12 protein-coding genes, 1 tRNA gene and 1 pseudogene are annotated in these 18,969 nt (G+C 43.8%); 8 read left to right on the forward strand and 6 right to left on the reverse strand.

Annotation, left to right across the window (positions count from 1 at the left end):
* From QUB61_RS28545 to QUB61_RS28560, 4 genes and pseudogenes are all read left to right on the forward strand, one after another.
* Positions 1–370, forward strand: a 370-nt coding sequence (locus QUB61_RS28545) for a diguanylate cyclase domain-containing protein (RefSeq protein ID WP_333133349.1), incomplete at its 5' end; no start/stop codon positions are given.
* A pseudogene (locus QUB61_RS28550) lies at positions 310–903 on the forward strand (EAL domain-containing protein). The gene QUB61_RS28545 and the pseudogene QUB61_RS28550, both read left to right, overlap by 61 nt.
* A gap of 238 nt (positions 904–1,141) precedes the next feature.
* Entirely contained in the window at positions 1,142–1,897 is a 756-nt protein-coding gene (locus tag QUB61_RS28555; RefSeq protein WP_333133367.1) for an alpha/beta hydrolase, read from the forward strand.
* A gap of 14 nt (positions 1,898–1,911) precedes the next feature.
* Complete coding sequence (locus QUB61_RS28560) at positions 1,912–3,519, forward strand: diguanylate cyclase domain-containing protein (protein WP_333133350.1); 1,608 nt, start codon at positions 1,912–1,914, stop codon at positions 3,517–3,519.
* A gap of 257 nt (positions 3,520–3,776) precedes the next feature.
* Here QUB61_RS28560 and QUB61_RS28565 read toward each other — a convergent pair.
* Positions 3,777–3,849, reverse strand: a tRNA-Arg gene (locus QUB61_RS28565).
* 504 nt (positions 3,850–4,353) lie between these two features.
* Here QUB61_RS28565 and QUB61_RS28570 point away from each other — a divergent pair.
* The 4 genes from QUB61_RS28570 (at position 4,354) to QUB61_RS28585 (ending at position 11,773) form a co-directional block, all read left to right on the forward strand.
* Positions 4,354–7,218 carry a response regulator gene (locus tag QUB61_RS28570; protein ID WP_333133351.1) on the forward strand — a complete coding sequence of 955 codons (2,865 nt, stop codon included), beginning with the start codon at positions 4,354–4,356 and terminating at the stop codon, positions 7,216–7,218.
* Complete coding sequence (locus QUB61_RS28575) at positions 7,211–8,647, forward strand: response regulator (protein WP_333133352.1); 1,437 nt, start codon at positions 7,211–7,213, stop codon at positions 8,645–8,647. Before QUB61_RS28570 ends, QUB61_RS28575 begins: the two co-directional genes overlap by 8 nt.
* A gap of 127 nt (positions 8,648–8,774) precedes the next feature.
* The gene (locus QUB61_RS28580) at positions 8,775–9,170 is read left to right on the forward strand and encodes a response regulator (RefSeq protein ID WP_333133353.1); all 396 of its coding nucleotides are present in this window, start codon (positions 8,775–8,777) and stop codon (positions 9,168–9,170) included.
* Positions 9,167–11,773 (forward strand): PAS domain S-box protein, encoded by a 2,607-nt coding sequence (locus QUB61_RS28585; protein WP_333133354.1) that lies wholly within the window; start codon positions 9,167–9,169, stop codon positions 11,771–11,773. Before QUB61_RS28580 ends, QUB61_RS28585 begins: the two co-directional genes overlap by 4 nt.
* A 111-nt stretch (positions 11,774–11,884) precedes the next feature.
* Here QUB61_RS28585 and QUB61_RS28590 read toward each other — a convergent pair whose 3' ends face one another.
* From QUB61_RS28590 to QUB61_RS28610, 5 genes are all read right to left on the reverse strand, one after another.
* Positions 11,885–12,973, reverse strand: coding sequence for a response regulator (locus QUB61_RS28590; RefSeq protein ID WP_333133355.1), 1,089 nt, complete (start codon positions 12,971–12,973; stop codon positions 11,885–11,887).
* Between the two features lie 312 nt (positions 12,974–13,285).
* Positions 13,286–14,785 carry an ATP-binding protein gene (locus QUB61_RS28595; protein WP_333133356.1) on the reverse strand — a complete coding sequence of 500 codons (1,500 nt, stop codon included), beginning with the start codon at positions 14,783–14,785 and terminating at the stop codon, positions 13,286–13,288.
* A gap of 91 nt (positions 14,786–14,876) precedes the next feature.
* Positions 14,877–15,029, reverse strand: a complete 153-nt coding sequence (locus QUB61_RS28600; RefSeq protein WP_333133357.1) for a hypothetical protein — start codon at positions 15,027–15,029, stop codon at positions 14,877–14,879.
* Positions 15,030–15,612: 583 nt separating this feature from the next.
* Positions 15,613–16,059 carry a response regulator gene (locus tag QUB61_RS28605; protein ID WP_333133358.1) on the reverse strand — a complete coding sequence of 149 codons (447 nt, stop codon included), beginning with the start codon at positions 16,057–16,059 and terminating at the stop codon, positions 15,613–15,615.
* A gap of 47 nt (positions 16,060–16,106) precedes the next feature.
* Positions 16,107–18,905 (reverse strand): PAS domain-containing sensor histidine kinase, encoded by a 2,799-nt coding sequence (locus QUB61_RS28610; protein WP_445300626.1) that lies wholly within the window; start codon positions 18,903–18,905, stop codon positions 16,107–16,109.
* Between the last annotated feature and the right edge of the window lie 64 nt (positions 18,906–18,969).

The raw sequence follows: 18,969 nt of genomic DNA on the forward strand, positions 1-18,969 counted from the left end.
GAATTTAAGCAATTGTCAATTTTTGATTGGCTTGAATAGATGGAATCCCCGTGCGTTCACGCCGGGGTGGATGTCAAACATCACCACCAGTATTGGTATCTCCCTATATCCACAAGCTGGAATGAATGTCGATACCTTGCTCAAAAATGCAGATATTCCCCTATATCGTGTTAAGGACTCGGGGCGCAATACCTATAGTTTTTACACAGCAACAATATTTTCGCCCGAATCCAATACCGAGGCGATCGAAAACCCCTTAAATTGTGCTTGGAAGGCGAATGCTTGCTGTATTATCAGCCTCAGCTCGATTTGCAAACAGGTAGCCTTGCTGGTGTTGAAGTTCTCCTACGATCGCATTCTCCTGAACTAGGTTGGATTCCTCCCGATCGATTTATTCCCATCGCCGCAGAAACTGGATTGATTTTGCCATTGGGTAAATGGATTTTAGAGTAAGCTTGTTGGCAATATCAGCAGTGGCTAGGAGGAGGACTAATTCTTCCTAATATCGCGGTGAATCTGTCGGCACGTCAACTCACCCAACCGACTTTAATCGCTAAGATCGATCGCATTCTTGAGCGCGCCGAGAGGAAGCCGAAATATCTAGGGCTAGAGATTACCGAAACGGCAATGATGCTTAATTTTGACATTACCTGCAATGTTTTGAGCCAATTATCGGAGCGTGGTATTGGGATTTCTGTCGAGGATTTTGGGACTGGCTATGCTGCTTTTAACCACCTGAAAACTTGGACGGTGAAGTCGCTCAAAATCGATCGCTCATTTGTGCGCGATTCAGCCAGCGAGCCGAGGGATCGCTCAATTGCCAAGGCCCTAGCTGCAATGGCACCTGGCTTAAATCAGGGCACAATTGCCCAAGGAATTGAAACCCCAGCGCAATGGCAATAGTTACAAGGGATCGGCTGTGAAATCGGGCAGGGTTATATGTTTAGCAAGCCTGTCAGTGCTGAGGTGGCCACTCAATTAATCCGACATCCTGAATTGTTGTCTACCACTATTTGGGATGAGAAATCCTTATAAAAGCGCCCAAAAGTCTTATAATCAATTTAATGCTCGTGTCCCTCAAATGACCAAAAAAATTCTACGAAGAAATAATATAAGAGTGTTTGGACAAGGCAGCCAGACCATGATGTTTGCTCATGGATTTGGGTGCGATCAAAATATGTGGCGTTTCGTAACACCGGCCTTCGAGAAAAACTACAAAATCATCCTATTTGATTATGTAGGTTGTGGCAAGTCTGATATTAGTGCCTACAGTTATAAACGGTACAGCGACCTCAATGGCTATGTTCGGGATGTCCTCGATATCTGTGAAGAATTGGCGTTGACTGATGTAATTTTTGTCGGTCATTCTGTCAGCAGTATGATCGGCATTGTCTCCTCAATTCAAGCTCCTAATTACTGGGAACGTTTGATTCTCCTAGGGCCTTCACCCTGCTACATCAATGATTTACCAAATTATTACGGAGGGTTTGAGCGCAAAGATATTGAGGATCTCCTCGATATCATGGAGAAAAATTACATTGGTTGGGCAAGCTTTATGGCGCCAATGGTAATGCAGAATCAGGATCGTCCGGAGTTAATTGATGAGCTTGAGGCAAGTTTTTGCTCCACCGATCCGGTGATAGCAAGTCGCTTTGCCGAGGTGACTTTTTACTCGGACAATCGCAGTGATTTACCCAAGGTGTCAGTACCTTCACTGATATTGCAATGTGCTGATGACGCGATCGCTCCCACCGAGGTAGGGCATTACCTCCACCGCCACCTGCCTAAAAGTACCCTAGGGCTGATGAAAGCTACGGGACATTGCCCGCACATGAGTCATCCACAAGAGACGATCGAGATGATTAAGAAGTATTTGAGTGCACCTCATACTACCTGAATTGTATTGCAAACATGACCTACCAGATAGACGACTTACTCAACACGTCACCCTGTGGATTCCTCTCGTTTGCTGACGATGGTACGATCGTAATGGTCAACGCCACATTACTGCAATTACTCGGACACGAAACCGAGGAACTGCGGGAACAGAAGATGGAATTCATTCTGCCCATCGGCAGCCGGATTTTCTTTCAAACCCATTTCTTCCCCCTGTTGAAGCTCCACGGTAAAGTAGAGGAAATTTACTTGTCATTAAGGTCAAAGCAGGGTATTGATATACCCATGCTGATCAACGCTGTGCGTCGGGAGAAGGGAGGAAACTTCGTCACTGATTGCATCTTGATCTGTATCCGCCAGCGTATCCTCTACGAAGGTGAAATTATTAAAGCAAAAAAAGCAGCAGAGGCAGCTATTCTCGCCCAAAAGCAAGCGGAAATCGCTCTGCGGCAACAGTACGACAAAGCGATATTACTTCAAGAAATTACTCACCACATCCGTCAATCTCTTGATTTGTCTACAATTTTTGAGATGGCTTCCCAGGAGATTCGCCTGTTTCTTGATGCCGAGCGCGTCGGCATATTTAAGTTCTATCCTGACAGTAATTTTGAATATGGTGAGTTTGTTTCTGAATCCGTAGGCGAAGGATGTAAATTGGTAAGTATAAATCAAGTTAACGACCATTTTTGTAGTGAAATATACCGTGATTTTTATCAAGAAAATAGAATGCAGCTAGTAGAAGATATCAATAAGATTGACCTTCAACACTGTTACCGCGCTCTTTGGAAACAATTTCCGGTTCTGGCTAATTTAGTGGTGCCGTTGCTTAATGGACAAGATTTGTGGGGGTTGTTATGTATTCATCAATGTTCGGCTCCTCGGCAATGGGAGGAATGTGAAATTGACCTTGTTAAACAGATCGCTAATCAGTTAGCGATCGCCATTAAACAAGCGGATATTTTTCAGAAGTTGCAGAAGGAATTGGTAGAAAGGCAGCAGGCCCAAGCGCGACTGAGAGTAATTAATGAACAACTTGCACTCTCTAACGAAGAACTAGCCCGGGCTACTCACCTCTTAGAACAAGTGGTCAATATTGATGGGTTGACTCAAATTGCTAATCGCCGCTGTTTTAATGACCGCTTAGAGCATGAATGGCAGCGGCTATACCGGGAACAAAAACCGATTTCTCTTTTGTTGTTTGATGTGGATTATTTCAAACGTTATAATGATTGCTACGGTCATCAAATGGGGGATGATTGTCTGTTCAAACTTGCTCAGACTGTGCAAGAGGTGGTGTACGGTCCGGCGGATTTGGTGGCGCGTTACGGCGGGGAAGAATTTGCCATCATTTTGCCTAATACCGATCTTGAAAGAGCGAGTTCGGTGGCCCAACGGATTCACGCTGCTATTCAAGCTTTAAATATTCCTCACAAAACCTCTGATGTGAGCGATGTAGTTACTATTAGTCTGGGTATCGCCAACTTGATTCCGATTTCGAAACTATCATCGGCTGACTTGATTGCGATCGCCGATCGTGGACTCTACCGTGCCAAGCAACACGGGCGCAATCAGTCCCGGATCTGCGACTACAGCGCCCATTCGATTTTTGACACTGACGCTTAAATCACAATAATTGAGACCGAGGACAAAAACCTGTCCCCGGTCTCTCAAAATCAGTCATTCGTTGAAACACTCAGCGCCCGATCGAACCTGCGGTGATTCTTGACACTTCATCAAAATCCGCTACCGAAATAGTCTTACGTTTTCGACCTGTCCATCAGCGAGTCGTGGCAGTTCCCTATCCCGACGGGAGAGCAATTCTCACACAAAGCATCCCTAAAAGGACGGGGTTTTCAACCCAATTTTTTGATAAATTTAAATGAGCACGGAGGGATTTGAACCCCCGACCCTCAGGACCGGAACCTGATGCTCTATCCACTGAGCTACGTGCCCTCGACTTTTTTGAGTATAACACGTCTTGCCGAAAATGGCGAGTGCCGATCGCAAATTTCCTGACAAGCGAATTTCTTGATGGTACCCGCCACGTGATTTATCCGTGGAATCAATCCAAAATCGAAAATCGCAAATCCTCAAGCCCCCGCATTTATCCGTGGGGTCAATCTAAAATCTAAAATCTAAAATCTAAAATCGATTGACCTGCCTCCAAACCGCTTGACCCATGCGGGTTCAACTCGCCCGCGCGATCGTGTATCAGGCAGTTCTCGAAGCCAGAGACTGCAAATTCTACCTAAAAGGTCAAAATAATACAACAATCGGTAAAATAATAGGCTTTAATATAGCAAAGATTAGGTTCACATTCGATCGGAGTTTAGCATCTACCGTCGGTAATATGGCCTGCAGCAATTCTCTCTGGTTAGTTGGCAGTAAATGGTGCTGCTGTTAAGACAGGTTGTGCAAGAGCGGTTCTCGACTAAGTTCACCAAACCTCTCAATCTTATGGTTTCTAAAATTTTAGACAAATTACCGCTGCGAACTGTTCTCATAGTTCCATTTATACTGCAAATCGTTGGAGCCGTGGGACTCGTAGGATATCTGTCTTTTAGAAACGGACAAAAAGCAGTTAATAACCTTGCCAGTCAGTTAATGAGCGAGGTGAGTTTGCGTGTCGAGCAAAACCTGCAAGCTTACGTGACAACTCCCCATCAAATCAATCAAAGCAAGCTAGATGCTGTCAAGCTCGGGTTGTTAAAGATGGAAAACTTATCAGCTTGGGAGAAATATCTTTGGCGGCAAGTACAATTATATCCCTATATCAATTTTACCTCCGTTGGCAACAAGGATGGAGACTATCGAACCGGAGAAAAACTGTCAAATGGCTCTCTAATGATTAATGTGTCAGGCAAATCTACTGGTTTTGATTTTTATTCTTACAATACTAATAATACAGGCGATCGCACTAGCGTAGCAACAGTGGTCAAAAACTTTGACATCCGCGAACATCCTTCGTACCAAAATGCGGCTAATGTTGGCAAACCAACTTGGAGTTCCGTTTATATTTCGTTTCTAGAACCTACATTAATACTCAGCGCGCTCCAACCCGTATACGAGAATAATCAGTTAGAAGGAGTATTAATTTCTGCCTTGCGTCTCGACCATATTGGGAGATTTTTAAACAGTCTCAAAATTGGCCAATCCGGGCAAGCATTTATTGTCGAAAAGAATGGTACGTTACTGGCAACTTCAACTGCCGAACAACCCTTCCGTACCAAAGATAATAAAAAAGAACTGTTCAAAGCAGAAGAAAGTGTTGACCCCTCGACTCAAGCTACAGCTAGATATGTAGCAGCTCGTTTTCGGGAATTAAAGGAAATTAAAACTTCCTATCTATTGAATTTTGAAATAGACGGCAAGCGACAATTTGTAAAAGTTCTACCATTCCAAGACGGCAAAGGTTTAGACTGGCTGATTGTCGTAGTTGTTCCCGAAGCAGATTTCACCAAAGAAATTGAGACCAATACCCGCACAGCGGTTTTGCTTTGTCTGGCAGCTTTAGGAGTAGCTGTGGCGATCGGTATTCTGACTTCTCGCTGGGTGACAAATCCTATTTTGCGCTTAAATACAGCAGCAAAAAATATTGCTAAAGGTGAATGGGACAAAACAGTAGAAAGCGAACGAGCCGACGAATTGGGGGAATTAGCCAAGTCATTTAACAGCATGGCTCAACAACTGCAACAATCTTTTGAAACTTTAGAACACCGAGTGCAAGAACGGACGGCAGAATTGGCTGTAGCTAAAGACAAAGCGGAAGTAGCGAATCAAGCTAAAAGCGCCTTTCTTGCTAACATGAGCCACGAATTGCGATCGCCTCTCAATGCAATTCTCGGCTTTTCCCAACTGATGACTCGCAGCCAAACTCTATCGCCAGAACATCAAGAAAGTATTAGCATAATTAGCAGCAGCGGAGAACACCTACTCACCCTGATTAATAACGTACTCGATTTATCTAAAATTGAATCGGGGCGCACCACCCTCTATCCCAAAAAATTCGACCTCTATCGCCTGCTAAACGACTTGGAAGATATGTTTCAACTCAAAGCAGATGACCAGCACTTGCAGCTAGTTTTTTACCGCTGTCCCGACGTGCCACAATACGTTGAAACTGACGAGTTAAAGTTGCGGCAAATCTTAATTAATTTGCTCAATAACGCTCTTAAATTTACCGATGATGGCGGTGTATCGGTCAGAGTTAGCAAGCAGTCATCAGGCAGGAATCAGCAGGCAGAAGGAGAAAGAGTTTATCTGTCCGAACAATTAATAACTACAGAAGTTCCAGCCCGTAATAATCGGGAAATCTCCCAATTAAGTCAATCTAAAAACGCGATTTTTGCCACCCAAAATGACGAGGCAGAAGCTGCCTCTTCCTTATTCCTCCATTTTGAAGTCGAAGATACTGGTCCGGGTATTGCTACCAATGAATTAAACAATCTTTTTGAAGCTTTTGTGCAAACCCAAACCGGCAAAGATGCGCAAGAAGGTACAGGCTTGGGATTGCCAATCAGCCGCAAATTTGTGGAATTAATGGGCGGCGAAATGAGCGTCTGTTCTGCTGTTGGCAAGGGAACTAATTTTAAGTTTGACATTCAAGTGATTGCGGTCGATGCCGCTGATATTGAAAGCCCTAAACCGACCCGAAATGTTATTGCTCTGGAACCCAACCAACCCACCTATCGAATTTTGATAGTAGACGACAAACCGCTAAATCGCCAACTGCTAATTAAACTTCTCAATCCTCTGGGTTTTGAACTAAAAGAAGCTACTAACGGTCAAGAAGCTATTGAGATTTGGGACAGTTGGGAACCGCATTTAATTTGGATGGACATGAGGATGCCCGTGATGGACGGCTACGAAGCGACGCAATATATTAAAAGCACTATTAAAGGTCAAGCTACTGCGATTATTGCGCTGACTGCAAGCGTTTTGGAGGAAGAACGGGCAGTTATGTTGTCGGCGGGCTGCGATGATTTTATGCGGAAACCTTTCCGGGAATCAGATATTTTCGATGCTATGCACAAAAATATCGGAGTGCGCTATATTTATGAAGATCGGGGTCAAGCTAATTTATTGGCAATCAAAGAGGGCGATCGCACAATGACTGCCGCTGATTTCGTGAAATTGCCTGAGTCCCTGGTAGCTGATTTAAAGCTGGCAATACTGAATGCAGATATGGATTTAATTGATAGCTTGATCGAGCAAATTCGATTAAAAAATGCAGTAACGGCCGGTGCGATCGCGAATTGTATAGAAAATTTCGAGTACGACAAAGTTTTAAAGTTAATCTCTCAAGCAATATCACATGAATAACGACCTTCCTACCACGGATCGCGGTAATATTTTAGTAGTTGACGACACCCCAGCTAATTTGAGGCTGCTAGCCGGAATTTTGAATAGCCAGGGCTATAAAGTCCGCCCCGTACCTAGCGGGGAGTTAGCGCTTTCGGCGGCAACAGGTATGCCTCCCGATTTGATTTTGCTGGATATTATGATGCCCGAAATGAATGGGTACGAAGTTTGCGAAAAAATTAAAGCTGATGAACGCACTCGCAACATTCCGGTAATTTTTATTAGCGCGATTAATGACGTACTAGATAAGGTCAAAGCCTTTGCTGTGGGCGGGGTAGATTATATTACCAAACCCTTTCAGATGGAAGAGGTTCTAGTTAGGGTAGAAACCCATTTAGCCCTGTGCCAGTTGCAAAAAAAGCTCCAACAGAAAAACGATGAACTGACAGTCACTTTAGAGCAACTGCAAGCAACTCAGAATCAATTAGTGCAATCGGAAAAACTGGCCGCCTTAGGGCAACTAATTGCGGGCATTGCTCACGAAATTAATACGCCGCTGGGGGCGATTAGATCGTCAATTGGAAATATTACCAGCTTTTTGGATAACAATCTCGAAAGTTTGCCAGTTTTTTTTAAAGAACTGTCAACCGAACGCCAGCACGATTTCGTGAGTTTGATGTACAGTTCCAGCCAACAAACTTACTCTTTATCTACGCGAGAAAAACGGGGATTGAAAAAAGGCGTGAAGCAGCAACTCGAGTCGGAAGGGATTGACAATGCTGACAGCCTTGCTAGCATTTTAGTCAATATTGGATTGCCGGGAAATCTGCAAGAATTCTTGCCGTTGCTCAAAGACCCTGACAGCGAAAATATTATAAAAACAGCCTACGACTTTGCTAGCATTCACAGAAGCGCCCGAACCATCGCTACCGCTACTGAACGCGCTGCCAAAGTCGTATTTGCCCTCAAAAATTATGCGCGTTACGATGTAAATGGGGAAAAAATACAGGTGAATATTACCCAGGGAATTGAAACTGTATTAACTCTTTATCAGAACCAGATAAAGCAGGGTGTGGAAGTCGTCAGAAACTATCAAGCTCAATTGCCTGCGGTACTGTGTTATCCCGACGAACTAAATCAAGTTTGGACAAATTTAATTCACAATGCCTTACAAGCGATGGACAATCAAGGAACTTTAACAATTGATGCGGTACAGCAAAATACCAGCGTCATGGTAAAAATTACTGACAGCGGTAAGGGGATTCCACCGGAGATTTTGCCAAAAATTTTTGAGCCGTTTTTTACTACCAAACCTGCAGGAGAAGGCAGCGGGTTGGGTTTGGATATTGTCAATAAAATAATTGAAAAACATCAGGGTAAAATTGATGTGGAGTCGGTTCCCGGTAAAACAGCATTTACAGTGTCTTTGCCGATTAATTTAACAGAGTAGGTAAAGCGCCCCAGAGTGAAGTCAGGGGCTAAAAATTTGCAGTCTACCCGCGCGGAATGTAGAATTGGGAAAACGGTGTGCTTACCCATCGGGCTTCACCCTCCCAAACTAAACGAGGAAACTAGCGATGTCTAAATCAGCAATTTTGTGTGTTGACGATGAAGTAGGGGTGTTGGAAAGTCTGGAAATTGAACTGCAACAGGCATTTAACGGTAAATATCTTTGCGAATTTGCTGAAAGTGCTGTCGAAGCCCTAGAGATTATTGAAGAGCTATGTGAAGCTGAGGTTAAGATTCTAGTGATTGTCTCTGATTGGTTGATGCCCGGAATGAAAGGAGATGAGTTGCTGATTAAAATTCATCATAAATATCCGCACATTGTGACAGTGATGCTGACGGGACAAGCAGACAAAGAAGCAATCGAACGAACAAAATTTGAAGCAAATCTTCATGCTTTTATACAAAAACCTTGGCAAAATCAAGAATTAATTGAAGCGATTAAGTCAGGTCTAGCAAATTCATGAAAAAACCAGTCATTATTTGTGTCGATGATGAGCAGACTATACTCGATAGTCTGGAAATTGACTTGCTAAAAGCCTTTGAAGATAAATATTTAATTGAAACAGCCCAAAGCGGCGAAGAAGCTTTAGAGTTGCTGTCAGAACTTTTAGCAGAACAGTATGAAGTTCCTTTGGTTATTTCGGATCATATCATGCCTAGTATGAAAGGAGACGAGCTATTAAGGAGCGTTCATGCTATCTCGCCGAACACTCTCAAGATTATGCTGACGGGGCAGGCTGACTTGGAGGCGGTAGTTAATGCTATTAACTATGCTAAATTGTACCGATACATACCTAAACCTTGGCAATGTGATGACTTTAAATTAACTGTTACTGAGGCCATATATAGATATTTTCAAGATCAAAAATTAGCTGAAAAACAAATAGAACTTCAGGAGATGAATCAGGAGTTGGCAAAATTAAATCGCAAGCAAGCGATGCTGATTGCCAAACTCCACGAAAACGAAAGTCGGTTGACGCAATACCTGGAAGCTATGCCGTTAGGCGTGTGCGTGCTTGATGCGAACGGTCAATCTTTTTACGCAAATCAGAAGGCGCGGGAGGTATTTGGCAAAGGCAGTGTGCCACATATTAATTCGGAGCAGAAAGCAGCAATTTATCAATTCTATAAAGCCGGAACTAATCAGAGATGCCCCGTGGAAGACTTACCAATTATGCGGGCGCTGAGGGGTGAAAGTATCCGGACTGAGGGTGTAGAAATTCGGACTGGCGACAAGATTATTCCGGTGGAGAGTTGGGCAACTCCTATTTATGATTCTATCGGGGATATTTCCTACGGAATTATTGCTTTTACTGATATTACGGAACGAAAGCAAGCTGAAGCAGCGCTTGTCCAAGCTGAAGAGAAGTATCGCCGAATATTTGAAAATGCTCTTGAAGGTATTTTTCAGACTGCAACTGACGGAAAGTTGATTAGTGCTAATCCTGCTCTCGCTCAAATCTACGGCTATGATTCCCCTGAAAAATTGCTCGCAAGTGTTAATGATATTGAGCGGCAATTATACGTGGAACCGAACCGCCGTCAAGAGTTTTTGGCGCTGATGAAAAAGTACGGTACTCTGTCTGAGTTTGAGTCGGAAGTTTACCGCCGAGATGGCAGTATTATCTGGATTTCTGAGGACGCGCGCACTGTTTTTGATGCTAGGGGTGAAGTGCTTTACTATCAGGGTTTTGCTGAGGATATTACTTTGCGAAGAGTGGTAGATGTGGAACGGCTCAGGTTTACGAATGATTTAGAAAAAGCTTTGGTAGCTCAAGAAAAGTTAAATGAGGCACTGTCAGAAAGCGAAAGCCGATTGACTCAATTCCTGGAAGCGATGCCGGTGGGAATATTTGTTGTGGATGGTAAGGGTAAACCTTTTTACATGAATTCTTGGGGCGAAAGAATACTAGCCCAAGGTTTAATTTCTGATGTGGGTACTGACAATTTTCCAGAAGCTTATCATTTTTACAACGCTGGAACTAATCAATTGTATCCGATCGATCTCCAACCGATTATGCGGGCGTTGCGGGGAGAATTTGTGCGTATGGACGATCTAGAAATTCATGGGCCGGATCTGATTGTGCCGATCGAGGTTTGGGCGACTCCAATCTACGACGAACGAAAAAACATAGTTTACGCGATCGCGGCTTTTCAAGACATCACAGAGCGTCAAGAGGTAGAAACCGAGCGCCGCCAATTCACAAACGAGTTGCAAAAAGCTTTAGCAGCGGAAGAAAAATTAACAGATGCTTACGGGCGGTTTGTGCCGCACGAATTTCTCCACTTTCTGGGATATGAAAGTATTCTGGAAGTAAAATTAGGCGATCAGGTACAGAAAGAAATGTCGGTGCTGTTTTCAGATATTCGCGATTTCACTTCTCTTTCTGAAACGATGACTCCGGCAGAAAATTTTCAATTTATTAATGCTTATTTGTCGCGGATGGAACCGGCAATTACTGACAATTTTGGTTTTATTGATAAATACATTGGCGATGCGATTATGGCGCTGTTTGATGGCAGTGCGGACGATGCTGTGAAAGCTGGAATTGCTATGCTAGAAGAGCTTAACGAGTATAATATTAGTCGCAATCGACCCGATTGCCCGCCGCTGCAAATTGGCATTGGAATCAATACGGGTTCTTTGATGTTAGGCACGGTTGGCGGCCAAAGTCGGATGGACAGCACGGTGATTAGCGATGCGGTAAACTTAGCCTCCCGCGTGGAAACTTTGACGAAAGAGTATGGAGTTTCGATGTTAATTACTCAGAATACTTTTATAGAGTTGAACGATATTTATGATTTGAGGTTGATCGATCGCGTAACTGTTAAAGGCAAATCGCAAATGGTAACAGTTTATGAAGTATTTGCGGCCGATCCGCCAGAGTTACGACAGAAAAAGTTAGAGACAAAGACACTCTTTGAGCAAGCTTTGGTACTCTACAATAGTGACAGGTGTGTCGAAGCTACAAGATTCTTTTCGGGGTGCTTGCAAATCAACCCTACGGATAACGTAGCTCAAATTTATATGCAGCGGTGTCTGAAACGGGTGCTCCCTCCTGCATAATACCATTTGAGATTTTAGATTTTAGATTTGAAAATTGGGAATGACTTATTCCATAAGGGTTGGGAGTTTGCCTACAGTTGCATTCTTTTTTTAAACAGGTCTAATCATTGTTTAGACAGGCAGAGAAACGCAAACTATTGTTTCTTGCTGCGGCAAACTTTGTATTTTAAATTTTCCTCCGTGCAATTCTGCAAGGCGTTGAACGATGGCCAGACCCAATCCCAAACCTGCTTGTTGGTAAAGTTTGCGATCGAACTGCCTATAAGCTTCTAGCTGTGCAATCTGATCGGCAGTCATGCCGCGACCTTGGTCTTTTACAGAGAGAATAAAAGTCTGATTTTCCACCACAGTGCTTAATAAAACCGGCGTTCCTTCTAAAGAAAATTTGAAGGCATTGTCCAATAGTTCCTCAACAATTTTTGCGAGTCTCACAGAATCAATAGCTACCGACGAATCGTGCAAGTTTAATTGTAAATCGTCTGCTCTATTCGCGTGTTTCGCTTGCTGCCGCGCTTTTTGAGTCAGCAAAGATTTTACGCAGCTAAATTCGCTATTGCGCATCTCGTTTAGGAGTTCGGGATTTGTGGCTGCTATCTCGAGTTCTGCATACAGCAAAAAGTTCTGAATCAGCCTGTACAAGCGATGACCGGAAGTTTGAATTTGACCGATCATCTCTAAGATATCTGATTCTTCTAAGACCTGATATTCTGACAGGATTAGCTCGGAAAAACCCATAATGGCATTCAAAGGAGTCCGCAATTCGTGGGGGAGCGACATACTAATGTTGGTGCGCAATTCGTCTAGCGTTTTTTGAGATTGCCTGCTAATTGTTTTCTGTTTCTCAAGTCGAATAGCAATTGCTTTTAGCAGTTCTTGCGGCGTACAAGGCTTAGTAATGTAATCGTCTGCTCCCAGTTCCATGCCCGTGCGAATGTCACTTTTATCGGCTTTGGCTGTGAGGAAAATAAACGGAATTGTGGCAGTTAGGGGTTCGGATCGCAAAGCTTTGAGGACGCCGTGACCGTCCACTTCCGGCATCATCATGTCGCACAAAATTAAATCCGGGATTTGTTCGTTCGCCAGTTTGATGCCGACTTGGCCGTTAATCGCTCCAATTCCTTCAAAATTCTCGGCTTCCAGCAAGTCTAAAATATTTTCTCTAATCGCTTCTTCGTCTTCTATTACCAAAATCTTTGCCACGGTTATTGCTCCTTTTAATTAGTAGTTTGTTGCCCAAAAACTGCCTTCACACACTTGACAATTTTGTTTATTTATGAACTTGATTGAGCCTTAAGCTGCGGATGTTTTTAGTTTATATAGTAACCGCCAAGACGCTTAGGACGTTATTAATGACTCTTTCCCCATGCGGTCGATGGCTTTTTCCTTCTCTCGTAAATAACTAAAGCTTTCTTCTTCCTTATTCCTGACCTCCCTTATATGTGTTACATCCTCAGAAAGCGAATCCGTTACCGAACTTCCTTCTTGCTTCTGCCTTTTTCTATAATTCAGTTGTTATATGCTAGCGCAAATCAAAGGCAAGGTAATAGTGAAAGTTGTGCCTTTTCCTTCTTGACTGTCGATCGCGAGTTTGCCGCCGTGAAGCTCCACAGCCCTTTTCACAATTGCTAAACCGAGACCTGTTCCCGAAATAGTCCCGACATTTGTAGCTCGGTAAAAAGTTTCTAATATCCGCTCTCGATCGGCTTGGGGAATCCCGATACCCCGGTCTTGAACTTGGAAAACAGCTTCTTTGTTTTTACAGTTGAGGTGCAAGGAAACTGTACTGGCGACGGGAGAATATTTGAGGGCATTGGAGAGGACGTTTCCCAACATTTGCTGCAGCAGTTTTTCATCCATTTGAGCGTCGCAGTTCCCGCCTTCATGTTGAAAAACGATCGGGTGTTGGTTGCTGTCGTTGAGCTGCTGCTCTTCTACCAGTTGACGGCAAAATTTTTCGAGGTTTAAGGAAATCGGTTGAAACTGCAAGGTATTTGCTTCTATTTTGCCAATTACAAGGATATCTTCTAATAACTCTGTCATCCGTTTAATGGCTAATTGAATCCGGACAAAATGAGTAGATTTTTTATCTTCTGACCACTGAGAACTGTAATCTTGCAGCAATCCAGCCGAAAATTGGATCGTTGTCAGTGGGGTGCGGAACTCGTGGGAAACCATTGTGACAAATTTAGCTCGCAGTTCTGAAAGTTCCTTTTCTCGTGCGAGTGTTTTGAGAATTTCGGCTTCGGCTCGTTTGCGATCGCTAATGTCACGGGCTTCAGCAATCAGCAGCAAAACTTGTCCTGTCTCATTTTTAACAGGTTTCAGTGAGAAATCAACTGTCACAATTTGGCCGCTTTTGGCTAACAAGTCGATTTCGCTGCGGAAAAACTCGCCGCGACTTGATAAGCCGATCGCCGATTGCAATTGTTCGCAAACCTGTAGCGACTGAGCCCAAATCGCCATTTCCCAAATCGGCCTGCCCACAATATCCTCCAATCGCATTCCTGTAAACTCGAGGGCTGTCTCGTTCACTTCCAGCACGATTCCTTCGGGAGTCAGCAGCTTTGTTAGCTGAAACGAAGAGTCAAAAATCGCCCGAAAACGCCGCTCGCTTTCCCGCAGCATTTGAAATGTTTGAGATCGTTCGATCGCGTAGCGGATAGTCCGCACTAATAATTGAGTAGTAATTTGACCTTTAACAATGTAATCTTGAGCTCCCAAGCGAACTGATTCAAGTGCGGTCGCCTCATCATCCAAGCCAGTCATTACCACCATTGCCGTATCCGGGGCAACTTCTCGCAGGCGAGTTAGGGTTTCCAAACCGCGGCTGTCCGGCAAAGAAAGGTCGAGCAAAACTACATCAAAGGGTTGTTTGCACAATTGTGCGATCGCCTCATGCAGGAACTCAACAGACACCAGTTCCCACTGGACGCCCACAGATACTTCTAACAGTTCTGCAAGCAAATCAGCATCAGCAGGATTGTCTTCTACTAACAGAATCTTAATCCACATAGCTTAGACGTTTTTGACTGTAAAATTTTTACTCTACCCATCTCAGGTTAAACTTTTTTGCTTTCCCTTGCCATTTTCAACTTGAAAATTATTATTTGGGAACTGTCACCACCACCCGCCACCCATCGTCAATCCATCTCACCAGCTTAGCTGCTTGACTAAAATCGACAGGCTTAGCAATGTAGCACCGGGCTAACAGGGCATAAGACTTGAAAATATCTTCATCGGCTGCTGAGGTTGTCATAATTACCACTGGAATCATTTTTAACTTGGGTGCTGAGTTAATTTCTCCCTACACTTTTAAACAACTTTTTTTAGGCAAATTCAAGTCCAGCAGCATTAAATCGGGAGGGGTACGTCCACATACAAACCTTCTTGCTTCAAAAAATTCATTCCTGACACCCCATCTTCCCGTCTTGTGCAACTTGTTAAAAAATTTGCTTGACGCCATAATTTCTCAAGCCAAGTCAATCGATTTTAGATTTTAGATTTTAGATTTTAGATTGACCCCACGGGTAAATGCGGGGGCTTGAGGATTTTCGATTTTGGATTTTGGATTGATTCCACGGATAAATCTGGGGGCTTGTACCACCTTTGAAATTCTTGCTCATAGCATTTGAGATTTTAGATTTTAGACGGGGGCGCGATCGCGAGCCGTTGAAGGATTTTAGATTGGGAAATGAGAGATGACTGTCGGCGTTGAGATCGCGGGGCTACAGTTGGATTTTTTTTAAATGGTATCAGCATCGCTGGGCGAATTTTCCACCAGCAGAATGTCAAGACGTTTAAAAAAAATTATATCGTTCATCAGCCAAGTATCTGTTCGTTTAATTTACAGGAAGTTGGACGACTGCCAGCCAGAACTCCTCAATTAACCTGATTACTTTAGTAAATTGTACGAAATCTACTGGCTTGGTAATGTAACAGTTGGCGTGCAGCGAGTAGGACAGGATAATGTCCTCTTGGGCGGCTGAAGTGCTGAGAATCACGACTGGAATTAGTTTTAAACTTTGGTCGGTCTTAATTTCTGTTAGCACTTCTACGCCTGTTTTTTTGGGCAAATTCAAATCAAGCAAAATTAAGTCGGGACGGGGTACCCTGAGATAGGGCTCTTTTCGGCGCAAAAACTTCATTGCTTCGACTCCATCCTCCACAAAATGCAAGTTATTCAATATTTTACCCTGACCGAGAGCTTCTCTTGCCAAATCGGCATCGCTGGGGGAATCCTCAATCAGCAGAATCTCTCGGGGTCTAACAGTGCTTCGATCGCTCATAACCGGCGTATCCTTATTGATTATAAAAAAAATTGAATTTTGAGGCTTCAGGTACTAATTATAGGAATAGTGAAGTAAAAAGTCGCTCCTTTTCCCTCCTGAGATTCCACCCAGATGCGCCCGCCGTGGCGTTCAACAATTCGCTTGCACATTGCCAAACCTATGCCTGTGCCGGAATATTGGCGGCGTCCGTGCAGGCGTTGAAAAATGATGAAAATGCGATCGGCATACTCCGGATCGATGCCAATGCCGTTATCGCGGACGCTCAACACCCATTCGCTCTCTTGCCTGCAGGCAGCGATATGAATCAAGGGGATATCTTGGCGGCAAAATTTGATGCTGTTGGCGATCAAATTTTGGAATAATTGCACCAGTTGAAATTCATCCGCCATCACGGTTGGCATCGCGTCGCAGGTGATGACAGCTTTCTTTTCGGCGATCGCAATTTGCAAATTACACAAACTTTGCTGCACAGCAGCCTTGCAGTCCGCCGGCTCAAACTCCTGACCCCTGGTTCCCAGGCGCGAATACGCCAACAAATCGTTAATTAACTGCTGCATTCTGGTGGCGCCATCGACAATATAATTAATATACTTATCTGCGCGATCGTCCAAATTTCCTTGATAGCGCTGGGCCAGCAATTGAGTGTAACTGGTAATGGCTCGGAGCGGTTCTTGCAAATCGTGGGAAGCTACATAAGCAAATTGTTCTAATTCCTCGTTGGAACGCTTCAAATCCTCTGTAAGTTGCAGCATTTGCTGCTCTGCTTCTTTGCGGGCTGTAATGTTGTAAACCAAGGCGCAACAAGATAGCAGATTACCCTGAGAGTCCATGACTGGACTGGTAGACATATCAGTCCAAATATCTTTGCCGTCCTTGCTTTTGAATTTAAATTCGTGTTGTTCACCAATACCTTGCTTGCGCCGCTGGAAATTATCAAGAGCTTGTGGTTTTTGCTGTTCGTCCATAAAATCAAAAATCGACCGCCCGAACATTTCTAATTCACTATAGCCGAGCATTCGCGCCATTGCGTGGTTCACGTAAGTCGTGAGGCTATTGCTGTCAATTACCCAAATACCTTCTTCTGCTAATTCAACTATTTGCCTGTACTTAAATTCGCTTTCCTGCAAAGCTGTTTCCGTTAGTTTGCGCTCAGTGATATCTTTCATAAAACAGTGGTGGCCGTTAAATATGCCTTGTGCGTCGCAAGCTTTTACCATCGTTAATTGCTTGTAAAAAAACGACCCATTTTTCCGCACGCCTCTAGCTTCAACTTCTACTTGGCCAGAAATTAGCATTTCCTGATAAGCTGAGATCATCATCTCAACATCGCTCGGATGTACGGTGTACTGCCATTTCATGCCAAGCATTTCTTCCGGTTCGTAACCGCATTTATGAGCGTAAGCTCGGTTAACCTTCATGTAGCGTCCATCAATGTCCAGCCGCGAAATCCCTTCCACCGCATTTTGCAAGGCATTGGTGAGGTCGCGCAGCTCTTTTTTAGCTTGTTTGCGATCGCTAATATCCTGGCCGATACCCAAAAAACCGTTAATATTTCCGTTGCTGTCAAATAAGGCAGTCACCGACAGCAGTACCGGAAACCGCGAACCATCTTTGCGAATGTAAGTCCATTCATTTTCGTCAGCGATTTTCCGGCGCGGCAAGGCAACAAAGGCTTCAATTCCCGGCTCTATTTTCACTCCCAATTCTTGAGAAAGAACTTCAGCTCTTTTAGCGACCTCCAGAGAATCGTGAATTATTTCTACCGTGACTTTCCCCACCACGTCTTCTCGCGAATAACCTAAAAGTTCCTCTGCCGCCCGATTAAATGTTTTAATTGTACCGTCGGGCTCTGTAGAAATAATTGTGTATTTAGCGCTATTAAGAATTGCATTTTGCAGTTGCGTCAATTCCAACAAAGCGATCGCAATTTTTTCGCGGTATGCTATTTCTTTTTGCAATTTGTGGTTAGAAATTTCAATTTGAGCAGTGCGCTCAGCAACTCGATGCTCCAGAGTTTCATTGAGCCGTCGATTTTCCTCTTCTACCTGCTTGCGTTCTGTAATATCAGTAATAGTACACACATAACTTTTAACCTCCCCATTTTCTCCGATTTGACCGACAGCTTGACCGAATACCCAACAGATTTGAGTTTGATTAATGCCCTGAAAGCGGTACTCAGATTTAAACTGCAATTTCTCCGGCGCGGGGCTATACCATTCAGTAAAAACCCGCTCGCGGTCGTCTGGATGAATGCCTTGCAACCACCCTTTGCCCAAAGCTTCATTGCAGGTAATTCCCGAAATTTGACACCAGCGCTCGTTGACGTACAAGCAGTCTCCAACAGCATCTGCATAAAATATTCCCACCGGCGAAGCTTCAGTTAAAGTTTGATAGCGAGCTTCCGTTTTTCGGCGTTCAAGGATTTCTTTTTGCAGTATTGAATCGATCATCCCTAATTGAGTTGGACTGAGGAGAGTTAATGCTTGGGGAACTAAAGGAATTAATGCAAAAGCGGTGTAGGCAGAAATCGCGGCGGTAATAATTTTCAGACTGCCAGAAACCCAATAAACAGGATGCCAAAGCGTCCAAACTTCCATTATATGAGTAGTGCCGCAGGAGATAATAAAGGCTGCAAACAGCCAAAAGATGTTGCGAAAGGGCAAGTCTTTTCGCTGACGCATAAAATAAATTAGGGAGAGCGGTATTGAATAGTACGCCATGGCAATGATAGAGTCTGACACTATGTGGAGCGCGAGTAGCTCTCGCTGCCAAAGGTAACAGTAGCCGTGAGGAATATAATTTCCGGTGAATAACAGGTGATTTAAAAAGTTCCAAATCATCATAAATGGAATGGGTAATCAGGAATGGGTAATCGAGAAGTCGTAATTAGTAATTGGTAAGTAATTG

Source organism: Microcoleus sp. C2D2 (assembly GCF_036702495.1).
Classification (GTDB): domain Bacteria; phylum Cyanobacteriota; class Cyanobacteriia; order Cyanobacteriales; family Microcoleaceae; genus Microcoleus.

Bases quoted from the DNA above. Each gene is read 5' to 3' on its own strand.
- QUB61_RS28555 (WP_333133367.1), top strand. From the start codon at position 1,142: ATGATGTTTGCTCATGGATTTGGGTGCGATCAAAATATGTGGCGTTTC.
- QUB61_RS28560 (WP_333133350.1), top strand. From the start codon at position 1,912: ATGACCTACCAGATAGACGACTTACTCAACACGTCACCCTGTGGATTC.
- QUB61_RS28570 (WP_333133351.1), top strand. From the start codon at position 4,354: ATGGTTTCTAAAATTTTAGACAAATTACCGCTGCGAACTGTTCTCATA.
- QUB61_RS28575 (WP_333133352.1), top strand. From the start codon at position 7,211: ATGAATAACGACCTTCCTACCACGGATCGCGGTAATATTTTAGTAGTT.
- QUB61_RS28580 (WP_333133353.1), top strand. From the start codon at position 8,775: ATGTCTAAATCAGCAATTTTGTGTGTTGACGATGAAGTAGGGGTGTTG.
- QUB61_RS28585 (WP_333133354.1), top strand. From the start codon at position 9,167: ATGAAAAAACCAGTCATTATTTGTGTCGATGATGAGCAGACTATACTC.
- QUB61_RS28595 (WP_333133356.1), bottom strand. From the start codon at position 14,785: ATGTGGATTAAGATTCTGTTAGTAGAAGACAATCCTGCTGATGCTGAT.
- QUB61_RS28600 (WP_333133357.1), bottom strand. From the start codon at position 15,029: ATGACAACCTCAGCAGCCGATGAAGATATTTTCAAGTCTTATGCCCTG.
- QUB61_RS28605 (WP_333133358.1), bottom strand. From the start codon at position 16,059: ATGAGCGATCGAAGCACTGTTAGACCCCGAGAGATTCTGCTGATTGAG.
- QUB61_RS28610 (WP_445300626.1), bottom strand. From the start codon at position 18,905: ATGATGATTTGGAACTTTTTAAATCACCTGTTATTCACCGGAAATTAT.